Source organism: Comamonas composti DSM 21721, from assembly GCF_000429845.1.
Lineage (GTDB): Bacteria > Pseudomonadota > Gammaproteobacteria > Burkholderiales > Burkholderiaceae_C > Comamonas > Comamonas composti.
In genome coordinates this window covers 37,078-53,503 of the sequence record NZ_AUCQ01000016.1, presented here as the reverse complement: position 1 = coordinate 53,503, position 16,426 = coordinate 37,078, and the positions used below count along the sequence as shown (strand labels likewise).

The 16,426-nt window shown below is 65.7% G+C and carries 12 protein-coding genes and 1 tRNA gene; 12 read left to right on the top strand and 1 reads right to left on the bottom strand.

The genetic code is table 11. The annotated features are described in order from the left end of the window. Nucleotides 1–4 precede the first annotated feature (4 nt). The 4 genes from G486_RS0111365 (at nt 5) to G486_RS24550 (ending at nt 5,152) form a co-directional block, all read left to right on the top strand. A complete protein-coding gene (locus tag G486_RS0111365; RefSeq protein WP_027015645.1) occupies nt 5–766 on the top strand; it encodes an alanyl-tRNA editing protein in 762 nt (253 codons plus the stop codon). Nucleotides 767–831: 65 nt separating this feature from the next. Beyond that, on the top strand, nt 832–3,147 hold the full coding sequence (locus G486_RS0111360) for a thioredoxin family protein (protein ID WP_027015644.1): 2,316 nt from the start codon (nt 832–834) through the stop codon (nt 3,145–3,147). 150 nt (nt 3,148–3,297) lie between these two features. Then, the gene (locus G486_RS0111355; RefSeq protein ID WP_027015643.1) at nt 3,298–3,819 is read left to right on the top strand and encodes a hypothetical protein; all 522 of its coding nucleotides are present in this window, start codon (nt 3,298–3,300) and stop codon (nt 3,817–3,819) included. Beyond that, nucleotides 3,812–5,152, top strand: a complete 1,341-nt coding sequence (locus G486_RS24550) for a hypothetical protein (RefSeq protein WP_245587299.1) — start codon at nt 3,812–3,814, stop codon at nt 5,150–5,152. Before G486_RS0111355 ends, G486_RS24550 begins: the two co-directional genes overlap by 8 nt. Nucleotides 5,153–5,300: 148 nt before the next feature. Here G486_RS24550 and rtcR read toward each other — a convergent pair whose 3' ends face one another. Beyond that, entirely contained in the window at nt 5,301–6,914 is a 1,614-nt protein-coding gene (rtcR, locus tag G486_RS0111345; protein WP_027015642.1) for an RNA repair transcriptional activator RtcR, read from the bottom strand. 360 nt (nt 6,915–7,274) lie between these two features. On the opposite strand from rtcR, the gene G486_RS0111340 reads away from it, so the two are divergent. The 8 genes from G486_RS0111340 (at nt 7,275) to G486_RS0111310 (ending at nt 16,415) form a co-directional block, all read left to right on the top strand. Then, nucleotides 7,275–7,334 (top strand) — tRNA-OTHER (locus G486_RS0111340). A gap of 258 nt (nt 7,335–7,592) precedes the next feature. Beyond that, complete coding sequence (locus G486_RS0111335; RefSeq protein WP_027015641.1) at nt 7,593–8,714, top strand: slipin family protein; 1,122 nt, start codon at nt 7,593–7,595, stop codon at nt 8,712–8,714. A gap of 24 nt (nt 8,715–8,738) precedes the next feature. Then, a complete protein-coding gene (locus G486_RS0111330; RefSeq protein WP_027015640.1) occupies nt 8,739–9,977 on the top strand; it encodes an RtcB family protein in 1,239 nt (412 codons plus the stop codon). Between the two features lie 193 nt (nt 9,978–10,170). Then, entirely contained in the window at nt 10,171–10,704 is a 534-nt protein-coding gene (locus G486_RS24545) for an MBL fold metallo-hydrolase (RefSeq protein ID WP_245587298.1), read from the top strand. Between the two features lie 6 nt (nt 10,705–10,710). Continuing rightward, nucleotides 10,711–11,145, top strand: coding sequence for an MBL fold metallo-hydrolase (locus G486_RS24540; RefSeq protein ID WP_245587297.1), 435 nt, complete (start codon nt 10,711–10,713; stop codon nt 11,143–11,145). Nucleotides 11,146–11,170: 25 nt separating this feature from the next. Then, entirely contained in the window at nt 11,171–12,013 is an 843-nt protein-coding gene (locus G486_RS0111320) for a nucleotidyltransferase domain-containing protein (protein WP_027015639.1), read from the top strand. A gap of 31 nt (nt 12,014–12,044) precedes the next feature. Continuing rightward, nucleotides 12,045–13,076, top strand: coding sequence for an RNA 3'-terminal phosphate cyclase (gene rtcA / locus G486_RS22130; RefSeq protein WP_051303435.1), 1,032 nt, complete (start codon nt 12,045–12,047; stop codon nt 13,074–13,076). Between the two features lie 264 nt (nt 13,077–13,340). After that, entirely contained in the window at nt 13,341–16,415 is a 3,075-nt protein-coding gene (locus G486_RS0111310; RefSeq protein ID WP_027015638.1) for a hypothetical protein, read from the top strand. Nucleotides 16,416–16,426: the final 11 nt, after the last annotated feature.

Below are 16,426 nucleotides of genomic sequence, written 5' to 3'. Positions count from 1 at the left end.
AAAAATGACGGTCACGCAAGACCTTTTCCGCGAGGACAGCTATCTGCAGCAATGCGAGGCCGAGGTTGTCGCTCTGACCGAGCAAGGCATTGTGCTGGACCGCACGGTGTTTTATCCGCTGGGCGGTGGCCAGGCCGGTGACAGCGGCGAGCTCGAGCGCGTGGGCGACGGCGCGCGCTGCACCATCGTGGATGCGCGCAAGCTCAAGAATCCCGAAGACCAGCCCACGCAGGCCGTCGCCCATGTGAGTGCGCCGGGTGAGCCCATGCCCCTGGCCGTGGGCGACAAGGTGATTGCGCGCATCGACTGGGGCCGGCGCCATCGCATGATGCGCCTGCATACGGGCACGCATTTGCTCGCACATCTGGTGGGAGCGCCCGTCAACGGCTGCTCGGTCACGGCAGAAGGTGCACGCGTGGACTTTGCGATGAGCGAGGGTCTGGACAAAGAGCTGCTGGGCCAGGGCCTGGCCGCACTGGTGGCGGCCGATCACGAGGTCACGGTTTCCTCCATCAGCGATGCCGAACTGGATGCCAACCCGGGCCTGGTCAAGAGCATGAGCGTGCAGCCGCCGCGCGGCACGGGCCGGGTGCGCACCATACGCGTCGGAGGAACCGAGGCCGGCCAGGGCAGCGATGCCGTGGACTACCAGCCCTGCGGTGGCACCCATGTGCTGCGCACGGGCGAGATAGGCGCCATCGTGGTGAGCAAGATAGAGAAAAAGGGCGCACAGGCCCGCCGCGTGGTGGTGAGCCTGGCCGACTGAACATCTCCGCTCCCGGCGCCATCGGCCGGGAACCAAACCATTCCCCCAGGCTCCCATAGACCGCCATGCCGACCTATCCGCTCTCCCGCCACCGCGCCCTGCCTGTTTTTCTTGCCTGGCTTTGCGCTATCTTCTTCATAGCTGCAAGCGCTTATCCAACAAGCGCTGGGGCTCAAATTCTTCTCAAGACATCGAGCAGTCACGCGGCCCAGGTGGAAACACCGCGCCTGCGCGCCGAACTCGTGGCCCAGGCGCCCGAGGGTGTGCAGCCGGGGCAGAGCTTCTGGCTGGGGCTGCTCATCGCGCATCAGCCCGAATGGCATACCTACTGGAAGAATGCGGGAGACTCCGGCCTGCCCACGGAGCTGGTCTGGCAGCTGCCTCCGGGACTTTCCGCAGGCGAGATCCAGTGGCCCACGCCACGGGGGCTGCGTGTGGGGCCGCTGCTCAACTATGGCTACGAAGGCCAGGTGCTGCTGCCCGTGCAGGTGCAGGTGGCGACTGGCTTCCAGCCTCCGGCCTCGGGCATGCTGGACATCAAGCTGCATGCGAACTGGCTGGTCTGCCGCGTGGAATGCATTCCCGAGGAAGGCGACTTCGCACTGCAACTGCCCGTGCACGGCAGCTCCGCAGGCCAGTCCCAGGCCTTTATGCGCGCCTGGGCCATGGAGCCCAGGACCTTGGATGAGGCTTCGCAGATCAGGATCATGCCAGCGGCCAAGGCCGACCCCGGCCCGCGCGGTGAAGACGGCTGGGTGGATCAGGGCGCCGATGAGCGCGTGCATCTGCGCCTGCCCGGCCTGCCCGAGGAACTCGCAGGCCGCAAGCTGGACTTCTACCCCGAGGCTTCGGACACCTTCCAGCATGCGGCCGAGCCCGGCCGTGACTGGCAGCAGCGCTGGGACGGTCCAGTCTGGGAGGCCAGCCTGCCGCTGTCCGAAATGCGCGGCGAGACGCCGCAGCAGATGGCCGTGGTCGTGGCGCTTGCCGAGTCCGAGCGTGAGGCCGCCCTGGAGCAGGGCCTGCCGATTGCCTGGCGCAGCCAGGCACAGGTCGAGGGCCGCTGGACCCCCATGACCATGACGACGGTATCCCCCGCGCTGCAGGCGGCACTGGATGCCAACAAGACCCAGGCCGGCACACCGGCGACCAGCGGCACCAGCCTCTGGATGGCGCTGCTGGGCGGTCTGATCGGCGGCCTGATCCTCAACCTCATGCCCTGCGTGTTCCCCGTGCTGGCGATCAAGGTCCTGGGCTTTGCCCAGCATGGCCAGAACCGGCGCGCCCAGCGCCTGGGCGGGCTGGCCTATACGGCGGGCGTGGTGCTGTCGTTCCTGGCCCTGGGCGGCCTGCTGCTGGGGCTGCGTGCCGCTGGCGAGCAACTGGGCTGGGGCTTTCAGCTGCAGTCGCCGCTGATCGTGGCCTTGCTCGCGGCCTTGTTCACGCTGCTGGGCCTGAACCTGGCGGGCCTGTTCGAGTTCGGCAGCCTGCTGCCCAGCCGCTGGGCCAGCGCGCATGCGCGCCATCCCGTGGCCGATGCCTTTCTCTCGGGCGTGCTCGCCGTGGCCATTGCCTCGCCCTGTACCGCACCCTTCATGGGGGCCTCGCTGGGCTTTGCGATAGACATGCCGGCCGTCCAGGCGCTGACCGTGTTTGTGGCCCTGGGCCTGGGCATGGCCGCGCCCTATCTGCTGGCCAGCTTTGTGCCTGCGATCGTGGGCTGGCTGCCGCGCCCTGGCGCCTGGATGAACACCTTCCGCCATGCCATGGCCTTTCCCATGTTTGCCACCGTGGTCTGGCTGGTCTGGGTGCTGGGCCAGCAGTCAGGCATAGACGGGGCGGCAGCCTTGCTGGCCCTGCTGCTTGCGGGTGCGGCGCTGGTCTGGGCCCTCACGCTGCAGGGCCGGGCACGCATCGTTCTCGCCAGCCTGGTCGTGCTGCTGTCTGCCAGCCTGCTGTATGTGGCCGCGCCCTTGATCGGGGCCGAGTCTCACGCCGGCGCAGCCCGGCCCGGGGACGAGCAGACCGCCAGCGGCGAGCTGTGGCAGCCGTGGTCGGCGGCGCGCGTGGATGAGCTGCAGACCACGGGCCAGCCCGTGTTCGTGGACTTCACGGCAGCCTGGTGCGTGACCTGCCAGGTCAACAAGCGCACCACGCTCAGCAATGCCGAAGTGCTGGCGGCCTTCGAGCAGCATGAGGTGGCCTTGCTGCGCGCCGACTGGACGCGGCGCGACCCGGCGATCACCCAGGCACTGAACCAGTTGGGCAGAAGTGGCGTGCCCGTCTATGTGCTCTACGTGCCGGGCCAGCAGCCCGTGGTCCTGTCCGAGCTGATCTCCAAGCGCGAAGTGCTGGACGCGCTGGCCGTGCTCGCCCCCTGAGCTTGCGGGCCTCTCTTGTTGATGTGCGGCATGGATGCGTGATCTGAGCCTGTGAATCGGAAATGTCCGAGCCAGTCCGCCAGGCGCGGTAACTAGGCTCGGACCCGGCACATGCAATCTGGTGCCGGTTCTGGATCAACAGGAGAGAACATGACGCATATGTGGAAGTGGGCCCTGCCCGCTGTGTTTGGCAGCGTGCTGCTTGCGGCCTGCGGAGGCGATGACTCCGGCACTGCGCCGGCCAGCACGTTCAAGAAGGCGGTAGAGCAGCTGGAGACAACGGGCCAGCTCCCCGTCCTCGATCGGGAAAGCAGCCTCGCGGGCCTGGACTCCAACGGCAATGGCGTGCGCGACGATATAGAGCGCTACGTCGACGGCAAGTCCGGAACGCAGTCCCAGAAAAGCAGCCTCAAGAGCCTGAGCGCTGCGCTGACCCAGGCCATGCTCGCCGACCTGGAAGACGCCAACGCCTTGCGCGAGGCAACCAACGCGATCAATCTGGCCGTGACCTGCGTCTGGAGAAACCACGCCTCCGGCGAGGCCTCGCCCGCCGTGCATGAAATCGAAAAAATCACGGTGAACACGCGTGCGCGTTACGAGGCCTATATGAAGTTCAACTCCGCCATGAACGGCAGCGTGGTGAAGAGCGCCAAGGAGGTGAACTGTGGCTGAATACGTGCGCACTCCCTGGCGTCGGCTCATGCTGGCGCTGACCTGCTCGCTGGCCGCCGCGAGCCTTTCCATGCCCATGACCGCCCACGCCGGCGCAGACAGCCTCTGCGCGAGCCGTGGCTATACCGTGGGCTTCTTCAATGGCGTCTGGAATACGCTGGCCCAGGCCATCGACGGCCGCATGGCCTTGCAGGCGCTGGTGGGCGACTCGTACAACAACGAGCCCATCGAGTACGACAATTTCTACAACACCACGGGCAGCAGCAACGACGCAACCCTGTTCCAGGATGTGGCCGAGGTGTTCATACAGCGGGCCTACGAGTTCGATGCCAGCGGCGAGCTGGGCCGGCGTTTTGAATACCTGTGGGAGACCTCCACCGACTCCAGCCTGCCGTTTCTGAGCCGCATCTGGAACACCATGGGCGCCGAGCTGGACCTGCTCGAAGGCTTCTACACCTATGTCTCCACCAAGGCGGCCGGAGGCTGGTCACTGCTGCTCAGCGATCCGCCCACGGCAGTCGACTATGCCCAGCACCGCATCAGCATAGACACCCTGGTCACCGAGGGACAGAAGATGCTGTTCATCGCGCACTCCCAGGGCAATCTGTTCGTGAACCCGGCCTATGACTATGCCAAGTCCAAGCTCAGCACGGACAGCGTGGCCGCCGTGCATATCGCGCCGGCGTCGATCACGCTGCGCGGCCCCCATGTGCTGGCCGACATCGATGCGGTGATCAACGGCCTCAGGGTCTTTGGCGGCAGCAGCGTTCCCCCGAGCAATCTCACGCTGCCGATGTCGCGTGCAGACCTCAGCGGCCATACCCTGATCGGCACCTATCTCGATGCAGGCCGTGCAGGGCGCTATGGCGTCCAGGCCCTGGCGAACCAGCGTCTGGCGGCCCTGGCCACGCCCATGGCAAAAGGCAGCCGGGGCTTCTTCACTGCCATGCTGACCTGGGATGGCAGGGGCGATGTGGACCTGCATGCCTTCGAGCCCCGGGGCACGCATGTCTATTACCGCAACCTGCGCGGCCAGGCCGGCGAGCTCGACGTGGACAACACCGTGGCCCATGGGCCCGAGCACTACTTTGCGTCCTGCAACCCCGCGTACCTGCAGGAGGGCCGCTACCGCATAGGCATCAACAACTATGCGCGTGCGCTGGGGCGCACGGCCACGGTGCAGGTGTCCTTTGCCCAGGGCGGACAGCCGGTGACACGCGTGCTGGATGTGGGGCCGGAACGTGGCACCGGCGGCAATGACACGCCGATTCCCGTGCTGAGTGTGCTGGTCTCCAGGGACGCCAGCGGCAGGTTCACGGCCACGGCGGAGTAAGAGCGGTTAACACAACCCAGCAAACCGCAGGTTTGCGTTGGAGACGAGGCGCGAAGCCGCTGGCAGTACCAAAGTACGACAAGGCGAAGCAACGACGTATCCAAGCTTGTGTTAGCGGGTCTACATGCCGAAGGCTGGCCCGGGCCGCCTAGGGGGTTCCCGCCGCCAGGGCTTCCCAGCTCAGTCCATGCTTGAGCAGGTATTTGCGCAGCCGGTCGGCATCGTTGACCACGGTGCGCTGGGTGCGTGAATGCGCAAACAGCCGGCGTCCGGCTTCGGACAGATTGCCGGACTGCCGGCACACGGCAATCACGGCCTGCAGTTGCAAGCGGTCGAACAAGTCCATCCGCCCCAGGCTGTCCGGTGGCAGCAACGCGCCCAGGTCCGCCTCCGCATCCAGCGGCTGCGGGTTGTCGGCGCCTTGCCAAAGCCATCGCAGCCGCTCGATCTCGGCCTCGACCAGGTCCAGGGAAATACGCCCGCCGTCGGCCAGCGTGGCCAGCCGCGTCACGCTGGCCGAGAGATCGCGGAAGTTGCCGCTCCACAGCGCCTGGGGCGATTTCGCGAACTCCAGATAACGCGTCTTGGCCTCGGCGCTGAAGCGCACCACGGAGCCGGTCTCGGCTGCCATGCGCGCCAGCAGGTGCTGCACATTGGGCTCCAGATCCTCGGGCCTGCGGGCCAGGCCCGGCAGCACATAGGACCAGAGGTTGATGCGCGCAAACAAGTCTTCTCTGAAGCGCCCCTGTGCCACGTCCAGGCGCAGATCGCGGTGCGTGCCTGCAATCAGCTGGAAATCGCTGCTGACCTCACGGTCGCTGCCCATGGGATAGAAGCGCTTCTCCTCCACGGCCTTGAGCAGCATGGCCTGCTCGTCAAGCCCCAGCTCGCCCACCTCGTCAAGAAACAGCACACCCTTGTCGGCCGCGCGCAAAAGACCGGCACGGTCGGCCGCCGCACCCGTGAACGCGCCTTTCTTGTGGCCGAACAAGGTGGAGGCCGCGCCATCGCCGCGCAGGGTTGCGCAGTTGACCTCGATGAACTCGCCCAGGAGCTGGTGACGCGCTTTCTTGAGCTCATACATGCGCCGCGCCAGATGCGACTTGCCCGCACCCGTAGGGCCGGTCAGCAGCACCGGGGCCTGGGAGCGCACGGCCACGCGCTCTATTTCCTCGATCAAACGGTTGAAGCGCGCATTGCGCGTGGCAATGCCGCTCTTGAGAAAGTCTATGGCCTCGGTTTTTTCCTGATGAAAGCGCCGGGCCAGCACGTCATAGCGCGACAGGTCCAGGTCGATCAGCGTCATCTCCCCGGGCGAGCCTTCGTGCTGCCTCTTGGGCGGCGAGGTCTGCAGCAGCAGGCCCGGTATCTGGTGGGATTCAACAAGCAAGAACATGCAGATCTGGGCCACATGGGTGCCCGTGGTGATGTGCACCCAGTACTGCTCGTTCTCGGGGTCGAAGGCATAGCCGCGCACCCAGTCGTAGAGAGCTGCATACATCTCGCCGAAGTCCCAGGGATTGCCCACCTCCATGGGCACGAGCCGCACCTCGGTTTCGGGCGAGACATTGGCGATGTCGGCCTCCAGCATGCAGGCCAGGGTTTCGTAGCGGCGGGAATACAGCAGCTCGATGCGGTCTATGAGCCTGTCCTCCTGCTGTGCCAGGGCAACCGTGGGCCGCCACTTGCCCCAGCGCCCCGCGCCCAGGCCCGAATCCAGCTGCGTGCCTATGAAGCCTATGACCACGGTTTTCTTGCTCATAGCTAATTTTATAAAAAATTAGCTATTTAGATAGATTTTTTGTTTTTCATGAATGACTTGTTTTTCTTTTTTGGGGACGACATGTGAATAATTTTCTTTTAAATCAAAGTTTTGTTATTTGTTTTGGCAGTTTTCATTCAAGCTGGCACAGGCATTGCAATAAACAAGATATCCAGTGCCGACGGCGAACGCTGACAGGCAGGGGCTGGGATCTCGGATCCGCCCCGCAGGTGCAGGCAGTCCCGGGCCTCTAGGCCTTGTCGACTCCCTGTATGCCGCACGCCCGAGGCGCTGGATAAAGGCAGGGCCGTGGAGGCCATCGATTGCGATGCCTGGTTCGATTCCAGGCTTGCCACCATTGGTAGCTCAGTGGTAGAGCACCTCGCATGAGGACGTTGCAGGTTCGAATCCTGCCCATCACTTCTGGCCGCAAGGCCATATTGAAACGGTCGCAAGACCACCCGCCGAACGCGGGACGCGACTCCAGACCTGCGATGCAGGCACGGGGCCGTATCCCGTCAGCCGGTGGCGGCTGTGCCAGCACCCGGCACGGTGCGCGCCAGCAGCCAGCCACGCTGCCTCCCCACGGGGACGCAGCCACGGCGCACTGCCAGGCCCGCCCCGTGTCCACTGGGGCCCCGCCATCGCTGTAACGGCAACCCATTTGGAGAAGAAGAAATGCTGAAGTTTGAACGCATCACCATCAAGAAGAACGAGCGCGGCTTGCTGCTGCGCAATGGCGATTTCGAGCGCGTGCTGCACAGCGGCCGCCACTGGTTGTTTGCAGGCCTGGACAAGCTGCGCGTGGAGACTTTTGCGCTGGAGCAGCCTGCGTTCACCCATGGCCTGGCCGAGTATTTGATGGCCAGGGAGCCCGCCGTGGTGGAGGCCGAATTCCTGCGTGTGAACCTGGGCGAATCCGAGGCCGGCCTGCGCAGCGAAAACGGCGTGCTGGTCGAGATACTGGCCCCTGGAACGCGCCGCCTTTACTGGAAGGGACTCGTCGATGTGCAGGTGCAGGTCGTGGATCTGCACCAAGGCGCCGAGCTGCCCGCAGCCCTGGTGGCACGCCTGGCACAGTTGCGCAAGCCCAGCGATGGCGTGCTCAAGGTGCAGGTGCCTGCAGGCCAGTGTGCGCTGCTGTCCATGGACGGCAAGCTCGAACGGCTGCTGCCCGCCGGCGTTTATGCGTTCTGGAAGTATGGCCGCAGCATCAGCGTGGAGCTGGTGGACTTGCGCTTGCAGGCTGTGGAGGTTTCGGGCCAGGACATCATGACGCGCGACAAGGTCGGCCTGCGCCTGAACCTCAGCGCCACCTACCGCTATACCGATGTACTGCAAGCCTTTGCCCAGCTGCAAAAGCCTGCCGAGCATCTGTACCGCGAGCTGCAGTTCGCACTGCGCGCCGCCGTGGGCACGCGCACGCTGGACGAGTTGCTGGAGAACAAGGCCGTCATCGACGAGGTCGTGGGCGCGCACATGGCGGCCAAGCTCGAGCGCTTCGGCATGCTGCTGGAAAGCGTGGGCGTGAAGGACATCGTGCTGCCAGGCGAGATGAAGAGCATTCTGACCCAGGTGGTGCAGGCCGAAAAACAGGCCCAGGCGAATGTGATACGCCGCCGCGAAGAGACCGCCGCCACGCGCTCGCTACTCAACACCGCCAAGGTCATGGAGGACAACCCCGTGGCCTTGCGCATGAAGGAGCTGGAAACCCTGGAGCGCGTAGCCGAGCGCATAGACAAGATCTCGGTGTTTGGCGGCCTGGACCAGGTGCTCAATGGCCTGGTGAAGATGCGTTGAAATGAATTGAAGGCGAAGATGAGAATGAATGAGAGGAACACCATGACGAATTACCAACTGCAAGAAGTCGAAGGCGGCGTGCCCGTCAAGATGTGGACCGAGGGCGTGCCTGTGGAAGACGACGCCAGAAAGCAGCTGAGCAATATCGCGCGCCTGCCCATTGTGTTCAAGCATGTGGCCGTCATGCCCGATGTGCACCTGGGCATAGGTGCCACCATAGGCTCGGTGGTGCCGACGCTCAAGGCCATCATTCCTGCCGCCGTTGGCGTGGACCTGGGCTGCGGAATGATGGCCTGCAAGACCACGCTCACGGCCAGTGATCTGCCCGACAACCTGAGCGGCGTGCGCGCCGCCATAGAGCGTGCCGTGCCCGTGGGCCTGACGCCCAAGCGCCATGGCCGCGACAAGGGCAGCTGGGAAACTCCGCCCGCGGAAACCGATGCCGCCTGGGCAAGGCTGGTGCAGGAATTCGAGCAAATCTGCGAGGCCCATCCGCGCATCAAGAACACGAACAACTACAAGCACCTGGGAACGCTGGGAACCGGCAACCACTTCATCGAAGTCTGCCTCGATGAAAAGCAGAGCGTATGGATCATGCTGCACTCGGGCTCGCGCGGTGTGGGCAACGCCATAGGCACGCACTTCATCGAGCTGGCCAAGAAGGATGCCGAGCTGCACCAGCGCAACCTGCCCGACAAGGACCTGGCTTATTTCGAGGAAGGCGCCCAATACTTTGGCGACTATGTGAAGGCCGTGGGCTGGGCACAGAAATTCGCCGCCGCCAACCGCGAGGTGATGATGGCGCGTGTGATCAGCGCACTCCGAACCGTCATCGCCAAGCCTTTCGAGACCCATGTGGAAGCCGTGAACTGCCACCACAACTACGTGCAGCGCGAGACCCACTTCGGCCAGGAGGTGTTCGTCACGCGCAAGGGTGCGGTGAGTGCCGAAGAGGGCAAGCTGGGCATCATTCCCGGAAGCATGGGCGCCAAGAGCTATATCGTGCGCGGCAAGGGCAACCCCGAGAGCTTTAACAGCTGCAGCCATGGCGCGGGCCGCGTGATGAGCCGCACCAAGGCCAAGAAGCTGTTCAGCGTGGACGACCATATCAAGGCCACGGAAGGCGTGGAATGCCGCAAGGACGCCGATGTGATCGACGAGATCCCCATGGCCTACAAGGACATCGACGCCGTGATGGCTGCCCAGCAGGACCTGGTGGAAGTGGTCTATACGCTCAAGCAGGTGGTGTGTGTGAAGGGGTAGAGCTGACCCCTGAGCCGCGTAGCGGCTTCCCCCGCTCTCTTCGGGCGGGGGACTGCAGCCTCGCTGCCCCTGGCTTGAGCCGTGCCGGTTTTGTGCGCTGTGCATCCGGTCTTGCTCCCTCGCCTCGATCGAGGTGTCGCAGAGCATGGACCGGGGCGAGATCCGTCGCCCTGAACCATGAGAGAGAAAAACAATGTTCAAACTGACTTTTCTGGGCACCTCCTCGGGCGTGCCCACGCGTAGCCGCAATGTCTCCGGCCTGGCCGTGCAGGCCCAGGGCCTGCCGGGCTGGATGCTCGTGGATTGCGGCGAAGGCACGCAGCAGCGCGTGCAAAGCGCAGGCCTGTCGCTGCATGAGCTGCGTGCCGTGTGCATTACCCATGTCCACGGCGACCATTGCTATGGCCTGCCCGGTCTGCTGGCCAGCACCGGCATGGGCAAGCGCAGCCAGCCTTTGACGCTGGTCGCGCCGCAACCGGTCTGGGACTGGCTGCAGGCCACGCGCGTGCTCACCGATTTGCACCTGCCCTATGAGATCGTGCATGTCGATCCACAGGCTCTGGCCGACGGCGCCCAGGTGTTCGTGCAGGGCGGTCTGCGCATTACGCGCCATGCGCTGGCCCACCGCGTGCCCAGCGATGCCTACCGCTTTGCGCTGCGCGAGGAGCGCGTGCGCTTGCGGGTAGATGCCTTGCGCGCGCTGGGCGTGGCGCCAGGGCCCGACTAGCGGGCCTTGCAGGACGGCCATGACATCAGCTGGCAAGGCCGGCAGTTGTGCAGCGCCGACTTTGTGGAGCGCGAACTCGGTGAATGGGCCGTGGTGGTGGGCGGCGACAACGCCGAGCCCATGCTGCTGCTTGCGGCCTGCGCAGGAGCCCAGGTGCTGGTGCACGAGGCCACCTATACCCGCGAGGCGTTGCACAAGGTAGGCCCGGCGCCCATGCACAGCTGCGCGGCCGATGTGGCGGCCATGGCCCAGAAGGCCGCCGTGCCCAACCTGGTGCTCACGCACTTCAGCCCGCGCCATCAGGACGAAGGCGGACAGGCCGAACTGGCGGCCGAGGCCGGGGCAGTTTACGAGGGCAGGCTTTTTCTGGCCCAGGACCTAGCGGTGTACACGCTGGACCGGCCCGGACATCTGACGCAGCAAGGGTCTGAGCAGGCTTGAGAAAAGCACGAGAAGGAATGAAAAAATGAGCACTTCCGAGGAGTTTCTGCGCTCGGCACATCCGGTCGAGCCCCAGGTGCGCGCCCAGATCATGCAGGCACTCGGCGAGATCGAGTCCAGACACCAGGTCAGCGTGCTGTTTGCCTGCGAGTCGGGCAGCCGGGGCTGGGGCTTTGCCTCGCCGGATAGCGACTATGACGTGCGCTTCATCTATGTGCACCGGCTGCCCTGGTATCTCACGGTCTCGCCGGGGCGCGATGTGATCGAGCTGCCCATCAGCGGCGAGCTGGATATCAACGGCTGGGACTTGCGCAAGGCGCTGGGCCTGATGCGCGAGTCCAACCCCACGCTGCTCGAATGGCTGAACTCACCCATCGTCTACCGCGAAGAGGCAGGCACCATGGCGCAGTTCAGGGCCTTGTCCGAGAGTGCTTTCTCCAATCTCAAGGGCTGGAACCACTACGCCTCCATGGCCAGGAAAAACTTTCGCGAGCATTTGCAGGCCGAGGAAGTGCGTTACAAAAAATACCTTTATGTGCTGCGCCCCTTGCTGGCTGCGCGCTGGATTCGCGAGCGCTCGAGCTCGCCTCCCATGCGCTTTGCCAAGCTTGCCAAACATACGCTGGATGCAGCGGCCGACGCAGTGTTGATCGCCGAGATCAATGCTTTGCTGGAAGTGAAGATGCGCGCGGGCGAGTCCGCAACCAGCCCACGCTGGCAAGGCATTCATGCCTTTATCGAAGCCGAGCTGCTGCGCAATGCGGCCGAGCCCGTGCCGGCCCTGCCCATCGCGGGCCAGGCCGCACTCGATGCGTTCTTGCACGATACCGTGCTGCGCATGCACAGCGCATCCGAGGCCAAGGCCTAGACCCGGCCTGAATTCAACAACAGGAACAAAAATGATAGAGATCGATGGCTCCCGAGGTGAGGGCGGCGGGCAGATACTGCGCAGCGCGCTGGCCTTGTCCATGTGCACGGGCCAGGGCTTTGTGCTGGAGCGCATACGCGCGGGGCGAGCCAAGCCCGGGCTCATGCGCCAGCACCTGGCCTGCGTGAATGCTGCGGCCCAGATCAGCGACGCCCAGGTGCAAGGGGCCGAGCTCAACTCCCAGGCGATTCGCTTTGTGCCCGGCACCGTGCGGGCGGGCGAGTACAGCTTTCAAATGGGTTCGGCCGCAAGCTGCTGCCTGCTGCTGCAAACCCTGTGGCCCGCGCTGATGCTGGCGCCGGAGCCCAGCCGCCTGCGGCTCACGGGCGGCACACACAACCCTGCGGCGCCGCCATTTCATTTTCTGCAGCGCAGCTATGCGCCACTCATGAACCGGCTGGGTGCCAGGGCCGAGCTCGCGCTGCAGCGCATGGGCTTTTACCCCGCAGGCGGCGGCAGCATGACGGTCGAGCTGTGGCCGGCCAGGCTCAAGCCTTTCGACCTGCTGGAGCGCGGCAAACTCAAGGTCTGCCATGCCGAATGCTTTGCCCCGGCCCTGCCGCGTGCCGTGGCCCAGCGCGAACTCCAGGCCCTGGGCGCCATCTTGGGCTGGGAGCCCGGGCAGTTGATCACCGGGCAGGCCAGGCAGAACGAGGGACCGGGCAATGCCTTGCTGGCCACGCTGGAGTACGCCGAGCTCACCGAGGTATTCACGCAGTTCGGCCTCAAGGGCGTGAGCTCCGAGCAAGTGGCCCAGGCCCTGGCTGACGAGCTCCAAAGCTACCAGGCCAGCAAGGCTGCGCTTGGGCCGCACATGGCCGACCAGTGGGCCTTGCCGCTGGCCCTGGCCGTGGAGCGCACGGGGTTGGCGGCCAGCTATACCTGCACGGAGATCACGCCCCATGCTCAAAGCAATTTCGAGGTCATAGAAAAATTTCTGGCCGTGCGCTTTGTGGTCATCGATAGGGATGGAGGCTTTGAGGTGAGCGCCGAACCGCTCTAGCGCATGTTTGCGATCTCCTGACTCCATACCCATGGTCTGCGCCTGCGCGCTGACCAGGTCATTGCTGCATGCCCTGGCATCGGGTTTGGGCAGGCCACGAAGAGAGAACGGAGCGCTTTTCAAAGCCCAGGATGGGCGTGGGAGTTTGATAGGATTGCCCGCTTGCCGGCCCGCATGGATGGGGCATGGCATGCCGAATCACTGCAAAGCCAGCCCCCGCAATGCTGATGGGCGCGCAGCGCAAAAAAACAAGATGCCTGTCGCATGAATCTGCTCGCCCAAGCCGTACTGTCGCTAACGCAGGCACCCAAGGAGCGCCTCAGCACCGTGGCCGTACTGGCCCTGGATCAACCCGGAGACGATGGCAGTGCCCGCCATGTAGTGAGTCTGCAGGTGACGCGGCTCCGGGGTGGGCTGGTGGAGCAGGCCGATGATGGCACGCTCACCCCTTTGCCTGTTTCTCTGGCCCAGGCACGCTTGCGTGCCCTGGATTTTTTGCGCCAGCGCCTGGGCTGTGGCCATGTCCTGGTCTCCCAAAGCGGCTTTGACGAGCTCGAAGAGCTGCTTCAGGCCGCCAGCGCTCCGCCACCAGGCCTGGCCGAGCCCTGCGCCCAGGATCAGGCCGTGGCCGCGCTGTGCGCGAGGCTGGATGGCCATGCCTGGCGCCTCATGCCGGACGGCCAAAGGGCGCGGCTGGTATGGCGGCTGGCCGAATATGTGGATGCGGCGCGCGGCGGCGCAGCGCAGGAGCAGTTGCTCGCTCAGGTGCCGCGACTGATTGCCCTGCTCGAATCCGGCGATGACCTGCTTGACTACTGTCTGGCCTATCTGGTGGGCCGCCTGGGCGATCCCGGGGCCGGGATTGCCATGCAGGCCCTGGCCCAGCGTGGGCGCAGCCAGGCCACGCGCGACATGGCACGCCAGGCCTGGCTGGCGCTGCTCTCGCCCGAAGCGCGCGAGGCCGAGCTTGAGCCCCTGCGCGCCCGGTGGCAGCAGTTGGCGCCTTCGGCTCAGGCCCCAGGTGCTGCCCCCGCCCTGCCTTCTGATCTGGATGCAAAAGGCCTGCTCCTGCTGGACGAGCTTGCCAGCCATGAGCCGGCGCTGTCCGGGCTGCTGCACTCCCTGTTGGCCGTACTGCCCGTGTCGCGCAGGCTGTGGCCCGCGATCCGACGTATCTACAAGCGCGCCGAATGGCGGCGGGATGCGGCCATGCTGGGCGTGCTGCATGCCCGCTTCGATGGCGTCGGCGCCCAGGCCTTTGACTTCAGCCGTGACACCTGGCTTTACATGCGCCTGCGCGGCTGGCGCCAACTCAGGCGCATGGCAGCCCTGGGACACAGCGGCAGCGCCGCGCTGGCGGCAAGCCTGCTGGAGCACATGGACATGCGCTGCGCCCAGCAAGCCACGTCACGCGCGGGCCAGTTGCCCGAGATGCGCTGGCTGCTGGCCGCCAGGCTGCTGCTGCCGCGCTGGCCTGTGCTGCATGCGAATGCGCGTGCCCAGAGCTGGAGCTGCAAGGAGCCGCTGGATTTGCAGCGCCTGCCCGAGGCTCGCGTCGATGGCCTGGCCGCCATGTGGGATGACCATCCGCGCGAGCTGCTGGGACTGGTGGTGCGCCTGCAATCCACGCTGGCGCTATGGTCGCTCACACGTGCTCTGCGCGATCAGTCGGCCTGGCTGGCCGGGCTCGACGCCTCGCAGGCCGCGCCACTGCTGCTGCACCGCTATGGGCCTGCTGCGTCCCTGGGGCTGGAGCTGGCCCAGCAGCAGCTCGTGGCGCTGGATAGCGCTGATGGCCGGCGCCCCTGGCTGCTGGCGCTGGCGCGGTGCCCAGAAGGGCCTGCTGCCCGCTATCTGAGCGCCCGGCTCTCGGGCGACCGCACGGCTGCGGCGCGCGATGCCGAGCTGGTCGCGGCCTTGCTGCTGTCGCCTTCGGAAACCTCGCGCACCCAGGGCCTGGCCCTGCTGCTCTATGCCGACGGCCATGCCGTGACCCTGGCCTTGCTCGCGGCCTTGCCTGCCCTCGATGCGGATGACGCCGAGCTGGCAGAAATCCGCGATGCCTTGCAGCCGCTGTTTGCGGACAGCGCGCCGCTGGCAAGACATGCAGCCGGCGTTCCTGCCGAGCCCCTGCTTCACCTGCTTGCGCATTCGCAGACTGCGCTGGTCGAAGTGGCCTGCTTCTGGCTGCTGGCCCACCCCCAGGGCCTGCGCGGCCTGCCGGCCACAACGCTCCGCGCCTTGCTGGCCTCAACCGAGGTGGCGCGCACGGCCTGCGGCATACGCCTGATGGCCAGCCTGCGGGACGACATGCTGGCCCGGCAGGCCGAAGTACTGGCCGAATTTGCGGCCTCGCCCCATGCGCCTTTGCGAGCAGCCGTCATGCCCCTGATCGAGCGCCTGGCGGGCGATGCACACGGCAATGCGGTGATTGCCCGGCGCCTGCACGATGCACTGTTTCGTGCAGAGCACGGCCCGGGCCTGTACGACGATGCCTTGCGCATGCTGACCGGCTGCCTGGCGGGTGTGGCACCGGCACGCGATGCCGGCGGCATCTGGCGCGCCCTGCAGGCACAGGCCACGGGCGCGCAGCGCTATGGCGCCTGGGGCTTGCAGGCGCTGGAGGATGACGCCTATACGCTGCGCCAATGGGCCGGTCTTGCAAAGCATGCGGATGCCAAGGTGCGCATGCGCAGCCGCAGCAGCCTGGATGCGCTGCTCTCGCCCATGGAGCACGTGGACTCCGAGCAGGCTCGGCAGCTCATGCCCTTGGCCGACGCCCTGTTTGCCGATACCCAGCAGTACGCTCGCCAGCTGTTTGGCGAGCGCCTGCCTGCGGCCGCCCTTTCGCCCGAGCTGCTGGTGGCCTGGGTTGACCATCCCCAGGACTGGATTCAGGCCCTGGGCCGCCAGCGCATGGGCTTGCAGATGAGTGCCGGCGAGGCCAGCCTGTTTCTCACGCGCCTGGCCCAGCACCCTAGCACCAGCGTGCAGTTGTTCGTGACCCAATGGCTGCTGAGCCTGCCCGAAGAGCCTGCGCCCGAGCGCGCCCGGCGACTGGCCCGGCTGCAGCCTTATTTTCTGGCCGTGCTCAGCCAGGTGCACAGGGCGCGCACCAGCAAGACGCGCGTGCTGCACTTTCTGCGCAGCCAGGTGCAAGAGCGCGAGAGCGCGGCCGTGGTGGCCGCCATTTTTGCGCGCCAGGTGGTCAGCGCCAGCCATGCGGATCAACCCGAATATGTGGCCGGTCTGCGTGACATCGTGACGCGCCACCCCGAGCTTGCGCAAAGCTTTATGCAGGCCTTGCCCGTGGAGCAGCGCGGCGCTGCCGTTTCCTGAGCCCGGAGCCG